Below are 18,980 nucleotides of genomic sequence, written 5' to 3'. Positions count from 1 at the left end.
GCAACACGAAGGATCAGGTCCTATGGATATTGCACGTTATTCCATCGAAAAGCCGGTCAACACATGGATGATCGTTCTGATGGCGCTCCTGGGCGGCCTTTGGGGCCTGACCACGGTGGGGCGTCTTGAAGATCCGGCTTTCACGATCAAGGAAGCTCAGGTCATCACTGTCTATCCTGGCGCCACGGCGGCGGAGGTGGAAAACGAGGTCACGGAAATCCTCGAAACCGCGATCCAGCAGATGCCGCAGCTGGACGAGATCAGGTCGGTCTCGGAGCCTGGACTTTCGCGCATCAGCGTGGAGATCAAACCGACCTACGACGGGACGGAATTGCCTCAGGTCTGGGACGAACTGCGCCGGAAAGTCGGCGACGAGGTTCGAAATCTGCCTTCCGGCGCCGGTACACCGTTGGTCTATGACAGTTTCGGTGACGTCTACGGGCTGTTTTACGCATTCACAGCTGATGGCTACACCAACCGGGACATCCGCAACACGGTGAAGCGAATCCGGCGCGAACTTCTGGCAGTGCCCGGAGTGGGCAAGGTCGAGGTCGCCGGCGAACCCGAAGACGTGATCTATCTCGATGTCGATCAGGATAAAATGGCCGGTCTCGGCATTTCCATGACCGACATCGTCGGTGTTCTGGATGCGGAAAACCGAATCCAATCCAACGGTTCGGCCGTTTCCGGGCAATCGCGAATCCGCCTGATGACGCCGTCGGCCTTCGAAGACTTCCGCGGCATTGAGGATCTTGTCATTGGCCGGCCTGGCTCCACTGCCATGATCAGACTGTCCGATATTGCGACCCTGGAACTCGGAGAACCGGAGCGGCCCAGTCGATTGATCCGTCACAACGGGCACGAGGCGGTGACGATCGGTGTCTCGCAGGTCGATGGAACCAACATTGTCGAGGTCGGCGACAAAGTGGTGGCAAAGCTTGCAGAAATTGAAGCTTTGCTGCCGGTCGGCATGCAGATCCACCCGATCTATGAACAAAACGTCGTGGTCGATGCGTCAGTGAACGGGTTCATTTTGAACCTGGCTGCATCGGTGGTGATTGTGATTGGCGTGCTTGCGCTCTTCATGGGGTGGCGGGCTGCCGTCGTCGTGGGCACAGTGCTTCTGCTCACAGTGATGGCAACCGTTTTGTTCATGCGCATATTCACAATCGAGATGGAGCGCATTTCGCTTGGCGCACTGATCATTGCCATGGGCATGCTGGTCGATAACGCGATCGTCGTCGCCGAAGGCATGATGATCAACATGCAACGCGGGCAAAAGGCGATCGAGGCGGCAAGCCGTGTGGTGAAACAAACGATGTGGCCACTGCTGGGGGCTACCGTCATCGGCATCATGGCGTTTTCCGGTATCGGACTGTCACCCGACGCGACGGGAGAATTCCTGTTTTCGCTGTTTGCCGTTATCGGAATTTCCCTGTTGTTGTCCTGGATCTTTGCCGTCACGGTTACCCCGCTGTTCGGAAAGTACTTTTTCAGAACGGCCACCGGCAACTTGGACGGAAACGATCCCTACAAGGGCATCATTTACACGATCTACCGCGGTTTCCTGATCGGCACGCTGCATGTCCGGCTGCTCACGGTCGTGGCGCTGATCGGGATCACGGTTGCCTGTGTCATGGCCTTCGGCAACGTGAAGCAGGCCTTCTTTCCGGACAGCAATACGCCGATTTTCTATGTCCATTACTGGTCTCCTCAGGGCACGGACATCCGTGCGACGGAGGCCGATCTGACGGAAATGGAAAAAATCGTGCGGGACGACGAGCGTGTTGCGGCGGTGACCAGTTTTGCTGGCGGCGGCGCGACCCGGTTCATGCTGACCTACTCTCCGGAAGACGCAAATCCCGCGTATGGCCATATGCTGATCCGCACCGACAGCCGTGACAATATCGACATGCTGGCGCTGGACCTGCGGGAAAAATTCGCAGAACAGTTTCCCTCGGCACAGATCATCACGAAACGTCTGGTTTTCGGCCCCGGCGGCGGTGCCAAGATCGAAGCACGGTTTTCAGGACCTGACGAGAATGTTCTCAAGCGTCTCGGGAACGAGGCACAGGCCATATTCTCATCGCCGGAAAACAAGCTGGCGGACGTCAACACGGACTGGCGTCAGCGCGAACTGGTCGTCCGCCCGGTCTTTGATGAAGACAGATCCCGGATTTCAGGCGTTACGCGGGAAGAGCTGTCTCTCTCCCTCCAGTTCGCGACGGAGGGCGTTCAGGTGGGGTCTTATCGGGACGTGGACGAGAGTATCCCGATCGTCGCCCGAAAGGCCGGACCGGACGGCATTTCCGTCAACGAAAGCGTCTCCGATTCTCTTGTCTGGAGTACAGGTCAGCGCAGATACGTTCCGATCGATCAGGTTGTAAGCGAGTTCTTGATGGAGCCGCAGGATACATTGATCCATCGACGGGACCGGGTGCGAACGCTCACAGTCAAGGCGGAGACAACCGCAGGCGAAACAGCGACCGCCGCGCTCGCAAGGGTGAGGCCCCAGATCGAGGCGATAGCCCTGCCACCGGGCTATGCCCTGGAGTGGGGCGGCGAATACGAAAGCACCAATGATGCACAAGCCTCGCTGGGAGCACAGTTGCCGCTCGGCTTTCTGGTGATGCTGATCATCTCCATTTTGCTGTTCGGATCGGTACGCCAGCCTCTGATCATCTGGCTGATAGTACCCATGTCGGTCAACGGGGTGGCAATCGCCTTGCTGGCGACGGATACGCCCTTCGGCTTTATGTCTCTATTGGGTCTTCTGTCGCTTTCCGGAATGCTGATCAAGAACGCCATCGTCCTTCTGGAGGAAATTGACAGGCTGATTGAAGAGGGCAGCGACAAGTACGATGCGATCGTGGCGGCCAGTGTCTCCCGTATGCGCCCGGTTATGCTGGCTGCGGTTACGACAATCCTCGGAATGGCACCGCTTCTTTCGGACGCATTCTTCCGCGGCATGGCAGTGACGATCATGGGAGGCCTGGCGTTTGCAACGGTCCTGACCCTGATCGCGGCACCGGTTCTCTACGCTTTGTTTTTCAGGGTACGGCCACCAAAGAAGGACAAGGCGCAGGTCGAGACGTCGCCGGACGCACTGGCAGCTCCGGCTGAGTAGTCTGGCAGACCCGTTCGACAAAAATAGAACCCGTCCGCGGGGCCTTCGCGGACGGGTTGATCCAGCTGACGTGGCACTACTGGTCTCGGAAGGTGGAAACTCGGCCGGTCTCTCAGCCGGTGGCCATCTCACGCTGGACGGTCGACTTGGCGACCTTGATATTGTCGAGCACCTTGGGGCAGCTGGTGCTCGACGCCTGCTTTTCAGACAAGAAAGAAGACATGCGTGCTTCCAGGTCCTGCAACCGTGTTCGGCGGGTGAACTTCGGCTGCATTGCAGGTAAGGCCATGAAGGGCCAGAACGGGTTCATATCGGTATTCCTCTCAGGGGACAGTTCGCGGCCAGTCAGTAGGCCAACTGATTTGCGTTCAACCTGTCTTCGATCTTGCTGATCTCATCGCGCAGGCGGAGCTTGAATTTCTTCAAGGATCGAATGTGTTGCGAATCCGGGTAGGGATGCATCTCTTCACGGCGGATGAGGGAATCCAGCGTATTGTGCTGGCTGCGCAAAGACTTCAAACGGTTGTACATCGCCTACCTCCATGCTGTTGGCTGTCGCTGTGTTGACAACCAAGATATGGGGTGAAAGGTGCATAGAAGAAATACATTGTTTGTATTATGATGATAGAGGAAATCTATCATTGGGAAATCAAAGATGCGATTCAGACCGTCCCCACGCCAGCTGGACTACTTTATCGCCCTGGCCGAAACGCTGCACTTCGGGAAAGCAGCTGAGAAATGCAACGTCTCACAGCCAACATTATCGTCTCAATTCAAACTCTTAGAGGAACATCTCGGCAGCAGTTTGCTGGAGCGAGGAGGCGGTGACATCACGCTTACGGCCGCAGGCGAAAGGTTGTTGCCGCTCGCGCGGCTGGCTCTTGAGAGTTTGGACGAAATTGTGGCCGAAGCTCATGCTGGGCGGGCGAATCTCGGCGGATTGATCCGCCTGGGCGTCTCGCCCACATTTGGGCCATATTTCATGCCGTATCTCCTGCCGATTCTGAAGCACAATTTCCCTGATCTTGAACTCTATATCCGCGAGGACCGGCCCAATCTTCTGGAGGAGGGGCTGGCGGCCGGGTCGCTCGACTGCATCATATCCCCCGACATCACGCCGAGCGGCCAGCTCACCGAACGGGAGATCTGCAGCGAGGATGTCTCCCTTGCCGTTCCCCGCGCGCATCCGCTATCCGGCCTCGACATCGTTCCGGTTGCCTTGCTCAAGGGCGAAAAGCTGCTCTCCCTGGGGCAGGGTTTCCGGCTTCACAATGATGTCCAGGCGCTCGCACGAGCCGCTGGTGCGGATTTTCTGCAGGACTATGAAGGCACCAGCCTGGATGCGCTGCGCCAGATGGCCTCCATCGGCATGGGGCTCGCGTTGTTTCCCGCTGCCTATGTGGCCTCGGAATTTCAAAAGGAGCCGAACCTCCTTCTGAAGAAGGTCGAAGGCATTGAAATGCAACGGGTCATGTATCTTGTGTGGCGGCACGGGAGCTCTCGGGCGGCGCACTATGAGAAACTGCTTTCGCTCGCTCTGGAGGCCGTTAAGAATATGCGCGCCGAAGGCGTCGTGGCGGCATCCACTTAGACGACCCTTCGCTTGAGAAGGGAACCGCAATGAAAAAGACCAACAGGCAGCCCGGCCCGATGACGACGGCAATCCATGCCGGAGAAGGTCCTGACCCGACAACGGGTGCCTCTTCGCCGCCTTTGCATATGAGTTCCACTTTCGTTAGCAGCGAGGTGGCCGGTTTTTCCGCCCACGATCTGCAAGAAGGACGGGACACATTTATCTATTCCCGCTGGGACAACCCCTCGGTCGCGATGCTTGAGGCAAAAATAGCGGCGCTCCAGGGGACGGAAAGCTGCCTTTGCCTTGCGTCGGGCATGGCCGCAGCGACAGCGATTTTCCTGACTTTCCTGTCCACGGGCGATCATGTGATCGTTTCCGACGTGTCCTATGCGGGCGTCGCCGAACTTGTGCGTGAAACGCTGCCTCGGCTGGGCATCGAGGTCTCGACGGTCGACATGTCGGATCTTGCAGCACTGGAAGCTGCGCTCAGGACAAACACAAAGCTGATTCACACCGAAACGCCCGTAAATCCGATTGGGCGTTTGACGGATCTGAACGCGGTCTCGGTGCTCGCGCACGGGGTAGGGGCTTTACACAGCTGCGACGCGACCTTCGCATCACCGCTCGGCATGGACGCGGTCGGCCTTGGCGTTGATCTGATCATGCATTCGATCACGAAATACATCGGCGGACACGGGGACGCCGTCGGTGGTGCCGTCGCTGGTCGATCTGCGTTGATCGCACAGATGCGCAAGGAGGCGGCAATTCACCACGGCGGTGTCCTGTCGCCGTTCAACGCCTGGCTGATTGCGCGCGGACTGTCGACCTTGCCGCTCAGAATGAAGGCGCATCAGTCCGGCGCTCTTGCCGTTGCAACATGGCTCGAAACCCATCCGCGGGTCACGCGTGTGGTCTATCCGGGGCTTCCGTCTCACTCTCAGGCGGAACTGGCATCGCGCCAGATGACAAACTTTTCAGGCATGATCGCCTTTCAGGTTGGAGACGCACAGGAAGGACGATTGCTCGCACAGCAGATGATCGACAGGCTGCAGGTGATTCACTATGCGGTTTCGCTGGGGCATCATCGGTCGCTTATCTTCTGGATGGAGACGGAGCCTTTGATGGAAACCTCGTTCAGGCTCGAGGGCGTACAACTGCAATCCTACAGGGACTATGCCGGTGACGGCATTTTCCGCCTTTCGGTCGGATTGGAAGATGCGGATGATCTGATTGCGGATCTGGAGGGAGCGCTGGCCTGACGACTTATAAATCGGCGGGTGCAGGGACACTCCGTATTGCTGCCTCCCGCATTTCATGCCAGCCTTTAGGCAGACTTGGAGGAGGAGAACCATGCCAGAGATTTCCAGCAACAGTGATTGCCAAACAGTCATCACGACATTTGAAATGACACCTGGGACCTGTTTCGACCTCCTCGACGAGTTGAAGGATGCCTATGAAAATTTCATTCGGCACCAGCCGGGTTTTATCGGAGCGGGGCTCCATGTGAACGACGCCCAGACGCGCATTGCCAACTATTCCCAGTGGCGCAAACGGGAAGACTTTCTCGCCATGCTGCGTGCACCTGAAATGCGGGAGCGAAATCGCCGGATCCACGGGCTTTGCAAGAGCTTCGAGCCGGTTATGTATGACGTTGCAGAGAGCTTTAACTGAGGCAGTTTTCTTGACGGCCATTTCGCCTTTCCAAGCTGGGCAGACCAGCAAGGGATATTGATGGGCATTCGACCTGAAGCAGGCCGGGAGCCGGTACCAAGAGGATGCTGATTGCACCCGGCGTCCGCCCAATTTTTCGAAACCCCGCTGCGCCGGGTTGATTGAAAACCCCTGTAGCGTCCCTTCAAAACACTTCCAGGAAATCATGACTTACCAGATTACCGATTGCCGGAACCTTGGGTCCGAAGAGCTGTGCGCCGCCATGAACACCGCATTTTCGGACTACGACGTGCCGCTCAGCATGACGATTGACAAATTCAAAGACTTTCAGAAACAGCGTGGCTATTCGGCGGAGCACTCATTTGTCTCCATGAATGGATCGGGTATCGCAGGATTCTGGTTGTCCAGTGCGCCAAGACCAGCCTTTGCGGGAAGGGGATATGCCATCTCTGTCGGCACGGATCCTCGGCACAGAAGACAGGGGATCGTCAGGACCCTTTTCGAAACTGTTCTCGAAAAACAAAAGTCAGAGGGCGCAAGCGGGCTTCAGCTGGAGGTTATAACCACGAACGAAAAGGCCGTGAATGCTTACCGCTCTTTCGGCTTCAAGACCCAAAGGGGACTGCGTGTCTGCAAGGTGCCGAAAAGCGGATTGTCCAACCCGGACCCGAACAATTTGAAGCTGGAAACGCTCACGCTGGAAGATTTGCCGGATGACGAAAGCAATTATTTCGACGCGCAGCCGACGCCGCAAAACAGCCGCGCAGCGCTGGCTGCGCTCCACGACAAGATCCATCTATGGGGTGTGCGCCAGGACGCCAGCCTGATCGGATGGGCCGCTTCATACGAGGATGGGTCAGTGGCCCAGATTGGCGTTCACAAGGAACACAGGCGGCGCGGGGTTGGACGTGCGTTGTTGAGCGCTCTGGGAAAGTCCGTAGGCTCCGGTTATCTGACATTCGTCAATGTCGATGCAGCATCAAAGAACACCAATGCCTTTCTCGACAAGGCAGGCGCCGAGGATCACGTGAGCCAGTTTGAGATGCACTTGAGTTTCTGAAAAAGACGTTTGATCTTAGTCGTCTTTCCGGAACGGAGCGTGCTCGGCAAGGGCCTCGTTTTCCCGCTCCACTGCGAACCGTTCCCTTTCCAGGTAGTCCGAAACAGCCTGATGCAGGCCCTCGTGAGCGATCCAGTGCGCGGAGTAGGTGGTTGCGGGCAAATATCCGCGCGCCAGTTTGTGGGAACCCTGAGCGCCTGCCTCGACCCTTTTCAAACCGTTTGCAATGGCAAAGTCGATGGCCTGATAGTAGCACAGTTCGAAATGCAGGAAGGGGTGGTGTTCGTTGCACCCCCAATGGCGACCGAAGAGTGTTTCGGAACCGATGAAATTCAGTGCACCGGCAACATATCGCCCGTTGCGCTTGGCAAGTACCAGAAGCGTCCGCTCCGCGAGCCGTTCGTTGATCAGCGAGAAAAACTTCCGATTGAGATAAGGCCGGCCCCATTTCCGCGAGCCGGTATCCATATAGAACCCGTAAAACGCATCCCAGTGCGCTTCGGTCAGATCAGATCCCGTGACCCACTCAACCTCGATCCCGTCGGCTGAAAGTGCCTCGCGCCGCTCTTTTTTGATCGCTTTTCGCTTTCTGGACGCGAGATCGGCCAGGAAACCGTCGAAGCTCTCATAGCCTTTGTTCTCCCAATGGAACTGCTGGTCCGTCCGCCGGAGATAACCGAGGTCACCGAGACAGTCCCATTCAGGTTTGGTCAGAAAAGTGGCGTGCACGGAAGACGCGCCACTGCGCTGGCACACCTGAACAAGACCTGCTGCAAGCGCCTGCAGCCCGGCCTCCCTGTTGAGGCCGGCACCGACCAGAAACCGGCGGCCTGTCGCCGGCGTGAAGGGAACTGATATCTGTAGCTTGGGGTAGTAGTCGCCACCGGCTCTGTAAAATGCATCCGCCCAGCTGTGATCGAAGACATACTCTCCCTGCGAATGGCTCTTCAAATAAGCCGGAACAGCGCCCAGGACCGTACCGGCGCCATCCTCCAGAAGCATATGTCTTGGCAGCCAGCCCGTCGCATCTGTTGCACAATCAGAGGCTTCGAGTGCCTCGAGAAAAGCATGTGACAAGAATGGGTTAAAAGATATTTCTTCAGAAAGTGCTTCAGAGCTGAGTTCGAGCGCTCTAACAATCTCTTCTTCGGCGGATTGTTGCGGGCTCAAGCACGCCTCGGTTTTGGTTAGCTTGCCATTGCCGTTCAGCGACCAGCCTGGATTTGCGACTGCGTCCCATTTTTCACAGGGCACATCCTTGAGCGAGGACAGGATGCGCAGCGAAAGGTGATCTCCGTCGCCGGCGGCGTTCGGATCTTGGTTTTCCTCAGACAGGGAAGAACTCATGCGTCAACAGCAACCAGAATTGGGGACAACACTCAAAATGTAGCGCTGTCATTTTGCATCGCAAGAGGAAAAGACAGTTCTTTGGCCGAACGGTGTCATGAAATGAGGAGCGCTGGCCGAAGTTCGTTCACAAGTTCCCACCGCTTTTGTCCGGGTCAAACCCCTCAAAAACGATCTGGTCCGCATATCGCGCAGCTGTATCCCGCTGGTCTCGCGTTTTGACGGTCCAGGCCATGAGCGGCAGTTTGAACACGGAGCGCAACAGGCTCGGGCCAACTCTGGGAAGATCCTTTATTCCATAGGAAATGAAATGTGGACGGGTGCGGGGCGCATGAAGCAGATGACGGAGGATGAAACGGTCCGTTCGGCTGAAGCGCGTATATTGGGGTCCTGGTTCCGCGCCGTCGGCCACGATCCCGCGCAGGACGTCGGAATTGTGATTTTTGGCGTGGGACAGCATGTCGGGATCGAACGTTTTGAGGCAGGCGGGGCCCTGATAAGCCGAAATCTGATCGGTGACACGGCGAACGAAGTCGCCTTGTGCATCGCGGCGCATCAGAGATTTGATTTCAACCACCAGCGGCACTTTGCCTTCCACAAGCTCAAACAACTCCTGGAGCAGCCAGAGCTTGTCGGTACCCGTTTTCATGTGGATCTGAACGAGTTCATGAGAGGGAACGTCTATGACCTTGCCGTTTCCCTCTGCCAGGCGGTCAAGCGTATAATCATGGAAGACCAGCGCTTCACCATCGGCGGTCTCCTGAACGTCAACCTCAATCGCAAAGCCTTTTTCCACCGCCTGGGCAACAGCTGTCGGGCTGTTCTCGATGACACCATTGTCTGCGTCGTGATAGCCGCGATGCGCAACCGGGCGCGCGAATATGGCTTCAAGGTCGGTGGTCATCGACTGCAATCGTTCCTGAGATCCTATTCGAGACAGCGCGTGAAACGGCGAAACAGTTAGTCTGTGACTTCGAAGATGGCCTCGATTTCAACACCCGCACCGAAGGGAAGGGAGGCGGCGCTGACTGCTGAACGGGAATGCCGTCCGGCGTCACCCATTGCCTCGACGAGGAAATCAGACGCGCCGTTGATGACCTGAGGCTGGTCGACGAAGTCCGCGGTCGAGTTCACGAAGCCGACGATCTTGACGAGGCGAACGACTTTGTCGAGGTCACCGGTAGCCGCCTTTGCTTGTGCCAGCAGATTGATTGCACAAATCCTGGCGGCAGTCTTGCCCTGCTCGACATCCAGGCCATCGCCAAGCTTGCCAGTGACCTGGATCTTGCCGCCTTCCATGGGCAGCTGACCGGAGATAAAAAGCTGGTTTCCCGTTTTGACAAAGGGCACGTAGTTGGCTGCCGGGGCAGCTGCTTCCGGCAGCGACACTCCGAGTTCGGTCAAACGGGTTTCGATGGTGCTCATGGGGTGTCTCCGCCTCGTATAAAATTTCCGGTGTCATGGCCCAAATTGCAAATCGAGACAAGGCCAAATCGGCCATTGGCGCACATATGAAACTGTGGAGGAGTCGATTTGTCTCTGGTGGAAAAGTCTCTCAATGGCCGAATTTATGAAATAAGTCACTATGTGCACGATTTCGTTCGTGCGTTGAGATTTCGCAGTGGCGAACCGTGCGTATAACCGCATAATGAGCGCTGACGGATCCGACGGTCACTTCGTTGGAAAATTGAGGAAAAACACATGCAACGCCTTTTCATGTCCGGATCTCTGGCGGGTGCGTTTGTTGCGGTTTTTGCAAGTGGTGTTCTTGCTCCCGTGACGGTTGAAGGCGCATCGCTGGCAGGCTCCAGCGGCGCGAAACTCATTCCGCACAGGGCCGTCTATGACATGAAACTGGGCGATAAGGACGACAGTTCCGGGATAGCGTCGCTGACAGGCCGCATGGTCTACGAGTTTTCAGGCAACGCCTGTGACGGTTACAGCGTCAATTTCCGGTTCGTGACCAGGTTCCAGAATAATGACGGCGGGTCGCAGGTCACCGATCTTCAGACGACATCGTTTGAGGAACCTGAAACGGACAGTTATCAGTTCCTGACAAAAACCTTTGTGGATCAGGAGCTTGTCGAAGAATCGCGCGGGACTGCCAAGTCCGGCGCTGACAAGAAGACAATCAAGCTCAAGGAGCCGTCCGAAAAGTCGCTTGAGATCGGCAAGGAGGTCCTTTTTCCGACGGAACATCTTTTGAGCATCCTGAAAGCTGGTGAGGACGGGGTCCCTTTCATCGCTGCCGATATTTATGACGGCGCTGAAACGGGAGAGAAAGTCTATTCCACCACGTCGGTCATCGGCGCGAAAAAGACCAGCAAGATCAAGGCAGATGCAAAGGGTCCTGATGCGCCGCTCGCGGGTCTCAATTATTGGCCTGTCACCGTTGCCTATTTCGACCCCGAGGAAGAAGACACTGCAGGTGAAGTGATGCCGGTCTACCAGTTGTCGTTCTGGCTGTTTCAAAATGGCGTCAGCGGGCGTTTGACGCTCGACTACGGGGATTTCACCATCAAAGGAAAAATGGCGTCGCTCGAGATCTTCGACGAGACCGACTGTCCACAGGAGTAATTCTAGGAACCACGCGGTTTGGCGCCCGACTTCGCGGCGTGGGTCAGGCCCAGTTCCACAGCAGAATTTCCGAATTTGTCGCGTAACTTGTCGATCGCCAATTCGGCATTCTTGCGCCGTTCCGCTGACTGGTCGAGAAGGTCTTGAGGGTCCGCGCGGTCGGCTGCCTCAAGGTCACCAACGCCAATTCCGATCAGTCGAAACCGCCTTCCATCCGTTTCGTTTTCCAGAAGCGCTTCACCTGCAGCATAGATTTTGTCGGCCAGTTGCGTCGGATCCCCGAGATGGCGCGCACGCGTGATGGTCTTGAAGTCCGCCGTCTTGAGCTTCAGCGTTATTCCGCGCCCGGCGAGATCGGATTTCTTGAGCCTTCTGGAGACTTTCTCCGAGAGATTTCTGAGGATCGGGCGGAGCGTGTCGAGGCTGGAAATGTCGGTGCGGAACGTTGTCTCGGAGGACACGCTTTTCGCGCCACGTTGCGGTTTCACAATGCGGCTGTCGTCTCCGTGCGACAGGGTCGCGAGTCTCAGCCCGATGGATCCGTATCGACGTGCAAGGTCTGCTGCGTCCATCGTTTGCAACTGGCCAATCGTCTTGATCCCGTCCTTTTCCAACGTCTTCTGGAACACCTTTCCAACGCCCCAGATACGGCCGACAGGCATCGGCGCCAGCACCCTTTCTGCCTCTTCCGCGCCGATAACGGAAAATCCTCTTGGCTTTTCCAGGTCGGACGCGAGTTTCGCTAGGAATTTGTTCGGGGCGAGACCAACGGAAGCCGATATGCCTATGTCGGTTTCAAGTCCTCCGACGAACTTTGCGAGCGTTTCTGCCGGTGGGGCCTGATGAAGACGCTCGGTTCCCGTGAGGTCGAGAAACGCCTCGTCGATTGATATCGGCTCGACCAGCGGTGTCAAAGCGCGCATGCGCTCCCGGATTTCTTTGCCCACCTCGGAGTATTTTTCCATGTTGGGCCTGATGACCACGGCGTCGGGACATGCTTCCAGGGCCTTGAACATGGGCATCGCGGAACGGACGCCGTAGATCCTGGCAATGTAGCAGCAGGTGGACACGACACCGCGCTGGCCGCCACCGACAATGACCGGCACATCCTGGAGCTCCGGATTGTCCCGCTTTTCGATCGCTGCATAAAAGGCGTCGCAGTCGATATGCGCGATTGCAAGCACGTCAAGTTCAGGATGCGCGACAAGTCGCGGACTGCCGCAGGACGGGCATCGTGATGCAGATGCAGGCGGTCTGTCGCCGCAATCGCGGCAGAGCGCTTTTTGGTCTTTCGGATGTCCGGTCACGTTAACGCGTCGCTGTTGCGGAGATACCCGCCGGTTACGGATGCTGATCAGACAATAGCGCTGATGAAGTCCGCCGTCTCCTGCCAATCCCCGGTCAGAAGGTCGATATGGCTGTCGGGTGCGGTGGCTTGCCGAAATCTCTGGTCTGCGATGAACTGTATCTGAACCGAAGAGGGCAGGGAGGCCTGTACCGAGGTGTGGTTCGTGGGACTGTCGTCGATGAACACGACCGGGCCCGCTCTATTGGCAGCAAGCGCTGCCACGGCACCGCCCTTCGGACCCGAATTTGTAACGACCGGATAGGGAATTCCGAAGCCGCCCAGGAGCTTTTCGCGGGCAGGCTTGTTATGGCCTCCAGGCAGATTGGTCAGCAAGACGATATCCCAGCTTTCGGAAAGACGGCTAAGGGCAACATCGGCACCATGAACCATGTCCTGTGCATGGCTAATTGCGTCAAAGAAGCTGAGCAGATGCTTTCGAACGAGATCGGCCGACAAGACGGAATGATCATGCCGGCGTCCGATATTGCCGGTCAGGCGGTATTCGTGGTTGAGGAACACCAGGTCTCTCTCGTGGAGATAGGTTTCGAGGTGCCTGATAAGATGAAGGATGACCTCATCGACATCGCAGATGATCAGCCGATTGCCGGATTTCGGCAACGACATGATCTGTTCAAGGGCTTCAGGCAATACCGGTGTCGGTTCAGGCATCCTCCCTTTCGCCTCCGGCAAGCGCATACCGGGCGGCAGCCATCATGGTTGGCCGGACACCGGCATTTTCGCAGAACGCAAGCAATAGCGGTTCGTCCATCATATAGAACTCCAGAACGCCGGCTAAGAAACCCGGTTCCCTGGCTGCGGTTCGAATCATCTCCGGTCCAATTCCGGAAAAAGCCAAAAATCGACCGATTTGTTCTGGATCCCGGCTGAGTTGAAGAAGGGCTTCTGTCGCAATTCCCTGAGCTTCTTCAACGGATAATGACTTTCCTTGCATATTTTTCATTGTGTTTTTTTGCCTTTCTGAAACGATTCCGGGTTACAACAAATCTAATGCGGGTACGGGCTGCGTGCCACCGCTGAGCAATGACTGGGTCGAGAAATGGGACCGGCCACATGCCGGGCAAAGGGCCGAACTATATGGCAAAAACCGTATTGATCGTGGAAGACAACGAGCTGAACATGAAACTGTTTCATGATCTGCTGGAAGCGCACGGCTACAATACGCTTCAGACCCGAACCGGAATTGAAGCTCTTAAGCTCGCTCGTGAGAACCACCCGGATCTGATCCTGATGGACATCCAGTTGCCGGAAGTGTCCGGTCTCGAAGTCACCAAATGGATCAAGGAAGACGAGACGATCTCCTCCATACCGGTTATTGCCGTAACCGCGTTTGCCATGAAGGGTGACGAAGAGCGCATTCGTCAGGGAGGGTGCGAGGCTTATATTTCGAAGCCTATTTCAGTCGCAAAGTTTCTTGAAACCGTTCGGGCATATCTCGGCGAAGCGTGATCGCGGCGGCGATACCGAACAACTTTCCCGGCAAAATAAAGCTGAAACCCGGGACAATCAGTGTTGGCCGGCCGTGAGATGGACAATCTTTTACAGTATTTGATTCCATTGTCCGGCCTCACATTAAGGTTACGAATTTACTAAAACTCCATCGTTTCTGTGCATATTTTGCGTAATTTATTGCATTTGGGATACAATAGGGTAGTGTGGCCGCTGATTAGGAAATTTCCTGATCGCTTATTTAGCTATACGTATTTTGGCCTTGCGAATTGCATGGCAACCGTTTCCCCTCGGAGTGCTCAGGTCCGCCGCATCTCCTGGGTCCGTGGGGCAGGTCGGCTGGGAACCGGCCGAAGAGTGGCCTCCTCGAATGCCGTGTTCCCGCCGACCACTAACTTTTCAGCCGCAAAGTGAGCATCAGTTCGCAGCATAAAGCGACTGATAAATTCGGCTTCCAACACATTCATTTTTTCAACAAAAAACCCGCCGGGTGACGGCGGGTCTTGTTCATCGGCAGGAGCGGGAGATCTTACTTGATCTTGGCTTCCTTGAACTCGACATGCTTCTTGGCAACCGGGTCGTATTTCTTTTTGACCATTTTTTCGGTCATCGTGCGGGAGTTCTTCTTGGTGACGTAGAAGAAACCGGTGTCCGCCGTAGAGACGAGCTTGATTTTGATTGTTGTCGCCTTGGCCATGGCCTTGGATCCTGTTCTCTGTTGTCGGGCAAAGGGTTCTCATGGCCAGATTGGCTGGCGGTGAATCTGCCCCAATGTCTGAAATTAGCGCGCAACCTACTCATCAGGGCGTGAAAGTCAAGCATTGCCTGCACTGCAACAGCAGTTTGAGTAGCTATTTTTCCCGGCTTGCGATGACTTTGATTTCAACGATCGCATCTTCATGCACAAAGCCGGCGACCTCTATGGCTGTCCAGGCCGGATAGGGCTCCTGAACGAACTCGGAACGAACGTTCTTGAAGACGTCGAAATGATCGCGGAGACCGACGTGATAGGTGGTCATTTCCACGATTGCACTGAAATCCAGTTCAGCCTCCCGAAGGACGAGTTCGACCTTGTAAAAAGCGTTTCTGATCTGTTGTTCTGCGTCCGCGGGCAGGTCGCCATCCGGGCTCACTCCGGTGAATCCGGTCAGGAAAACGAAATCGCCGCTGGACAAGCCCGGCGACATCATCCACCCATCGTAATAGGACTGCAGTTCGGCGGGGACGATAGCGCGTCTGGTCATTGGTCGGCTCCATGCAGGGCGGAGCGTGTGTCCGCCGCATTATTGGCAATGAAGGGGGAGTGAAGAATTCAGATCCGTTCTCGCACGAACGAGCCATTGCGGAAGAAATAATAGGGAACATCCGTCTCGGGTGCCAGCTCGGGGTCCTCCGAGAGGCGGTCCTCGAGATCAGTCAGGATTTTTGTCGTGATCAGTGGCAGCTCTTTTGCACGCGCTTCTTCAAGGGTCAGCCAGGCGCAGTCCTCAAGCTCGCCGGACGGTCCGGTACCACCGGGAAGACCGTCGGCAACCGCGTCCGCCCAAACGGCTAGAAAGCGTGTGTCGAAGCGCCGTGGGCGCTGCGGAGGTGTGATCGCACGCGCGATCATCCTCAAGCCACCCAGATCTGGCTGAATGCCGCGCTCACTGAAGGCTTCGAACCCGGCACCGAGGCGCAGCTCGACGCCGGAGCACTTCCGGCCAACGAACAATCCGGCTTCTTCATAGGTTTCGCGGATGGCAGCCAGGGCAAAGGCGCGAACGCGTGCGGCGGACCTGCTGTTTTTAAGCCCTTTTGAAAGCTTGGTTTCAACGACCGGATGATACGGCAGAACGTTTGAAATACGGGAATCGCCCGGGTCGACCCGGCCGCCCGGAAAGACGAACTTTCCCGGCATGAATGTGTGCCGCATGTGGCGGCGTCCCATCAGCAACTTCACGTTTCCATCTTTGCCGCGATCCAGAATGAGCAGGGTCGCCGCGTCTTTTGGCCTGATATAGGGATAGTCGCCGGCCTTTTCGTCCTTCGCCAGTTGCCTTTCGAATGAGCCGGTCATGTGATTCTTTCTGAATCGGGCGGGGCAACAGGAAATTCGTCTTCCGACTCCGGATCGAAACCATGCATGTAAAGCGCCCACTGCAGCCCCACCAAAGCGCCCTTGATGGGCCGCATGAGGGCGAATGACAGAAGGACGGTCAAGGGCAGCCAGATCGACATGTGGATCCAGATTGCCGGACGCCACATGACTTCCACGATCAGAAGCGCAGGAATGATAATGTGCCCCACGATCGTTATCGTGAAATACGGCGGTGCATCGTCTGCCCGGTGATGATGAAACTCTTCGCCGCATTTGTCGCATGCGTGGCGTGTCTGAAGGAAGCCATCGAAAAGCCTGCCTTGGCCGCAATTCATGCATCTGTTGAAAGCGCCGCGCATCATCGACTGAAGGACCGGGCGGCTCGGTTTCTCCGCCTGGGTTTCCGGAATAGCGACGTCTTCTTTCAATTCGTATCGAACCGTCACTTGGACCTCCGTCGGCTTGCTTTCCTTGTGGAGGCCTTGACTTTTGAGCCTTTAGGAGGACCGCGCCGTGTTTTGGGAGCGCCTTTGCGAATCTTCTTGCCGGCGATACGTCCCTGACTGAGCAGTTCAAAGGTCAGTGCACCGGCAAAAGGTGCAGCTTCGACCAGCCTGACTTCCACTTGATCGCCAAGTTGATAAGTCTCGCCGGATTTGTCACCAATCAGAGCATGCGACCCTTCGTCGTATCGATAGTAGTCGAGACCGATGGTCGATGCAGGAACGAAGCCGTCCGCACCGGTATCCTGCAAGCGTATGAACAGCCCGGACTTGATCACGCCCGCTATACGGCCTTGAAAAGTCGCGCCGATTTGGTCGCTCATCCAAAGGGCGATCAGCCTGTCGATCGTGTCGCGCTCGGCCAGCATTGCACGGCGTTCAGCTGCAGAAATTTCTGCGCCGACTGCTTCAAGTTTGCTTTCAATTCCGTCCGGCAACCCGTCGGACCCAAGTCCGAGCGCCGAAATCAGGCCCCTGTGAACAATCAGATCCGCATAGCGGCGTATGGGCGAGGTGAAATGCGCATAGCGCCGGAGATTGAGGCCGAAGTGGCCGATATTCTGCGGCGTATACTCTGCCTGGGCCTGGCTGCGCAGGATCACCTCGTTGACGAGATGCGCTTGCGGCGTGTCCTTCACCTTCGACAGGATCCCATTGAACACCGACGGTCTCAAGCCGCCTGTGGAAGGCAGCTTCATGTTGAGCGTCGACAGGAAGTCCTTGAGGCTTTCGAGCTTCTCAGGCGTCGAGGCATCGTGAACGCGATAGAGAAGGGGGGATTTCTTCTTCTCCAGCGTCTCCGCCGCAGCGACATTCGCCTGGATCATGAACTCTTCGATCAGCTTGTGCGCATCAAGCCTGTCGGGAACAAAAACATGATCGACTGTGCCATCTTCCTTCAGCGCAATCTTTCGCTCCGGCAGGTCAAGCTCAAGCGGTTCGCGTGCGTCCCGGCCCTTTTTCAGAACTTCGTAGGCATTCCAGAGCGGCTTGAGAACGCCTTCAAGCAGCGTTTCGGTCGCTTCATCCGGAACTCCGTCAATTGCCTTTTGCGCCTGCTGATAGGAGAGCTTTGCCGCCGAGCGCATAAGCACCCGGTGGAAAGTGTGGCTTGTCTTGCGCCCGGTCTTGTCGAACACCATGCGCACAGCCATTGCCGGCTTGTCTTCCTTTTCGCGCAAGGAACAAAGCAGATTGGAGATGCGCTCCGGCAACATCGGGATCACGCGGTCGGGAAAGTAGACGGAATTTCCCCTGATGTTCGCTTCCCGGTCCATGGGCGAACCCGTTGTCACGTAATGGGCGACATCGGCAATCGCGACATAGACGACGTAGCCCCCCGTATTTTCCGGGCTCTCATCCGGTTCTGCAAAGACGGCATCGTCATGATCTTTTGCATCCGGCGGGTCGATGGTGATGAGCGGGATCTGGCGCCAGTCTTCCCGCTTGCCCAGTGTTTCGACAGGTTTTGCTGCCTCAGCCTGGGCTTCAACGGCGTTCGGAAAGACATGCGGAATGCCGTGCGATTGAAGCGCGATCTCTGAAACCGCCTTTTCAGAGTGCATCGACCCGAAGCGCTCCACGATGGAGGCGCGCGGGTGGCCATAACGGCCCGACCGTGTGACCTGGACACTTACCAGGTCGCCATCGTTTGCTTCTTTCACCTCTGATGGGTCGACATCAAGTTCCCGCTGCTTGCGATCGATCGGTTCCAGGTAGGGCGGTCGATCGCCATCCCGCTTGCGGAATATGCCGAGGATTGCACCCTGTCTTTTCTCAAGGACTTTGATGACACGCGCGACGTGACTGGCTTCGGGACCGCTCTCAGCTTCGGTCAGCCGGATCAGCGCTCTATCGCCGACGCCTGGTTGGGTCGACTTGGTCTTTCCCGTGAGGACCAGAATTTTCGGTGGATCTCCGGCTTCCTCATCCCAGTCGAGCGGGGTGCCCAAAAGCTCGCCATCACGGTCTCTTCCGATCAGGTTGGCAACGAAGACCGGCGGCAGGTCGCCTGGCCGGATCATGCGTTTGTTGCGCTTTTCAATGAGACCTTCCTCGGAGAGGTCCTTGAGCATCTTTTTCAGATGGATCCGCGCGCCGCCGATAATGCCGAAATGGCGGGCAATTTCGCGTTTGCCGGCGCGCCCGGGATTATCGGCTACAAACGCCAGAATATCTTCCCGGGACGGCATTTCGCCCGGCACCTTGGCGTGTTTGCGTTTGG

General features: G+C 56.6%; 20 protein-coding genes. 7 read left to right on the top strand and 13 right to left on the bottom strand.

Going from position 1 to position 18,980, the window contains the following annotated elements; genetic code table 11:
* Positions 1-22 precede the first annotated feature (22 nt).
* Positions 23-3,127 (top strand): efflux RND transporter permease subunit, encoded by a 3,105-nt coding sequence (locus Q0915_RS11205; RefSeq protein ID WP_299471392.1) that lies wholly within the window; start codon positions 23-25, stop codon positions 3,125-3,127.
* Positions 3,128-3,239: 112 nt separating this feature from the next.
* On the opposite strand, the gene Q0915_RS11200 is transcribed toward Q0915_RS11205, so the two are convergent.
* Both Q0915_RS11200 and Q0915_RS11195 read right to left on the bottom strand, forming a co-directional pair.
* The gene (locus Q0915_RS11200) at positions 3,240-3,437 is read right to left on the bottom strand and encodes a hypothetical protein (RefSeq protein WP_299471390.1); all 198 of its coding nucleotides are present in this window, start codon (positions 3,435-3,437) and stop codon (positions 3,240-3,242) included.
* Between the two features lie 35 nt (positions 3,438-3,472).
* A complete protein-coding gene (locus Q0915_RS11195; RefSeq protein WP_299471388.1) occupies positions 3,473-3,658 on the bottom strand; it encodes a YdcH family protein in 186 nt (61 codons plus the stop codon).
* A 124-nt stretch (positions 3,659-3,782) separates the two neighbouring features.
* Here Q0915_RS11195 and Q0915_RS11190 point away from each other — a divergent pair, with 124 nt between their 5' ends.
* The 4 genes from Q0915_RS11190 (at position 3,783) to Q0915_RS11175 (ending at position 7,434) form a co-directional block, all read left to right on the top strand.
* Positions 3,783-4,718, top strand: a complete 936-nt coding sequence (locus Q0915_RS11190; protein ID WP_299471386.1) for a LysR substrate-binding domain-containing protein — start codon at positions 3,783-3,785, stop codon at positions 4,716-4,718.
* A 29-nt stretch (positions 4,719-4,747) separates the two neighbouring features.
* Complete coding sequence (locus Q0915_RS11185; protein ID WP_299471384.1) at positions 4,748-5,962, top strand: aminotransferase class I/II-fold pyridoxal phosphate-dependent enzyme; 1,215 nt, start codon at positions 4,748-4,750, stop codon at positions 5,960-5,962.
* 91 nt (positions 5,963-6,053) lie between these two features.
* Positions 6,054-6,374, top strand: coding sequence for an antibiotic biosynthesis monooxygenase family protein (locus Q0915_RS11180; protein WP_299471382.1), 321 nt, complete (start codon positions 6,054-6,056; stop codon positions 6,372-6,374).
* Positions 6,375-6,579: 205 nt separating this feature from the next.
* Entirely contained in the window at positions 6,580-7,434 is an 855-nt protein-coding gene (locus Q0915_RS11175) for a GNAT family N-acetyltransferase (protein ID WP_299471380.1), read from the top strand.
* Between the two features lie 15 nt (positions 7,435-7,449).
* On the opposite strand, the gene Q0915_RS11170 is transcribed toward Q0915_RS11175, so the two are convergent.
* The 3 genes from Q0915_RS11170 to Q0915_RS11160 all read right to left on the bottom strand — a co-directional run bounded on the left by Q0915_RS11170 (position 7,450) and on the right by Q0915_RS11160 (position 10,206).
* Entirely contained in the window at positions 7,450-8,781 is a 1,332-nt protein-coding gene (locus Q0915_RS11170) for a GNAT family N-acetyltransferase (protein ID WP_299471378.1), read from the bottom strand.
* A gap of 127 nt (positions 8,782-8,908) precedes the next feature.
* Positions 8,909-9,685, bottom strand: coding sequence for a glycerophosphodiester phosphodiesterase family protein (locus tag Q0915_RS11165; RefSeq protein WP_299471376.1), 777 nt, complete (start codon positions 9,683-9,685; stop codon positions 8,909-8,911).
* Positions 9,686-9,741: 56 nt separating this feature from the next.
* The gene (locus Q0915_RS11160) at positions 9,742-10,206 is read right to left on the bottom strand and encodes a RidA family protein (protein ID WP_299471374.1); all 465 of its coding nucleotides are present in this window, start codon (positions 10,204-10,206) and stop codon (positions 9,742-9,744) included.
* Positions 10,207-10,482: 276 nt separating this feature from the next.
* Here Q0915_RS11160 and Q0915_RS11155 point away from each other — a divergent pair, with 276 nt between their 5' ends.
* Positions 10,483-11,358: a cell envelope integrity EipB family protein gene (locus Q0915_RS11155; RefSeq protein WP_299471369.1), complete on the top strand. Its 876-nt coding sequence runs from the start codon at positions 10,483-10,485 to the stop codon at positions 11,356-11,358.
* A gap of 2 nt (positions 11,359-11,360) precedes the next feature.
* Here the strand turns inward: Q0915_RS11155 and Q0915_RS11150 are convergent, their stop codons facing one another.
* The 3 genes from Q0915_RS11150 to Q0915_RS11140 are packed head-to-tail and all read right to left on the bottom strand — an operon-like array spanning position 11,361 to position 13,658.
* Positions 11,361-12,665 carry a DNA polymerase IV gene (locus tag Q0915_RS11150; RefSeq protein WP_299471365.1) on the bottom strand — a complete coding sequence of 435 codons (1,305 nt, stop codon included), beginning with the start codon at positions 12,663-12,665 and terminating at the stop codon, positions 11,361-11,363.
* A gap of 47 nt (positions 12,666-12,712) precedes the next feature.
* Positions 12,713-13,375: a hypothetical protein gene (locus tag Q0915_RS11145; RefSeq protein ID WP_299471363.1), complete on the bottom strand. Its 663-nt coding sequence runs from the start codon at positions 13,373-13,375 to the stop codon at positions 12,713-12,715.
* The gene (locus tag Q0915_RS11140) at positions 13,368-13,658 is read right to left on the bottom strand and encodes a DUF3572 domain-containing protein (protein ID WP_299472315.1); all 291 of its coding nucleotides are present in this window, start codon (positions 13,656-13,658) and stop codon (positions 13,368-13,370) included. Before Q0915_RS11140 ends, Q0915_RS11145 begins: the two co-directional genes overlap by 8 nt.
* A gap of 143 nt (positions 13,659-13,801) precedes the next feature.
* Between Q0915_RS11140 and Q0915_RS11135 the strand changes: the two genes are divergently transcribed.
* Positions 13,802-14,173 carry a response regulator gene (locus Q0915_RS11135; RefSeq protein ID WP_299472314.1) on the top strand — a complete coding sequence of 124 codons (372 nt, stop codon included), beginning with the start codon at positions 13,802-13,804 and terminating at the stop codon, positions 14,171-14,173.
* A gap of 529 nt (positions 14,174-14,702) precedes the next feature.
* On the opposite strand, the gene rpmG is transcribed toward Q0915_RS11135, so the two are convergent.
* From rpmG to rnr, 5 genes are all read right to left on the bottom strand, one after another.
* Entirely contained in the window at positions 14,703-14,870 is a 168-nt protein-coding gene (rpmG, locus tag Q0915_RS11130) for a 50S ribosomal protein L33 (RefSeq protein ID WP_299471361.1), read from the bottom strand.
* A gap of 154 nt (positions 14,871-15,024) precedes the next feature.
* Positions 15,025-15,417 (bottom strand): RidA family protein, encoded by a 393-nt coding sequence (locus Q0915_RS11125; RefSeq protein WP_299471359.1) that lies wholly within the window; start codon positions 15,415-15,417, stop codon positions 15,025-15,027.
* Positions 15,418-15,485: 68 nt separating this feature from the next.
* Entirely contained in the window at positions 15,486-16,232 is a 747-nt protein-coding gene (locus Q0915_RS11120; protein ID WP_299471356.1) for an NUDIX hydrolase, read from the bottom strand.
* A complete protein-coding gene (locus Q0915_RS11115) occupies positions 16,229-16,699 on the bottom strand; it encodes a DUF983 domain-containing protein (protein ID WP_299471354.1) in 471 nt (156 codons plus the stop codon). The genes Q0915_RS11120 and Q0915_RS11115 overlap by 4 nt, the downstream gene beginning before the upstream one ends.
* Positions 16,696-18,948 carry a ribonuclease R gene (rnr, locus tag Q0915_RS11110; RefSeq protein ID WP_299472313.1) on the bottom strand — a complete coding sequence of 751 codons (2,253 nt, stop codon included), beginning with the start codon at positions 18,946-18,948 and terminating at the stop codon, positions 16,696-16,698. The genes Q0915_RS11115 and rnr overlap by 4 nt, the downstream gene beginning before the upstream one ends.
* Positions 18,949-18,980: the final 32 nt, after the last annotated feature.

Origin of the sequence: uncultured Roseibium sp. (assembly GCF_947494555.1) — a bacterium.
In the GTDB taxonomy this organism is placed as follows: domain Bacteria; phylum Pseudomonadota; class Alphaproteobacteria; order Rhizobiales; family Stappiaceae; genus Roseibium.
Note: the sequence above shows the minus strand (reverse complement) of the source record. Positions and strands in the feature narration are given on the sequence as shown.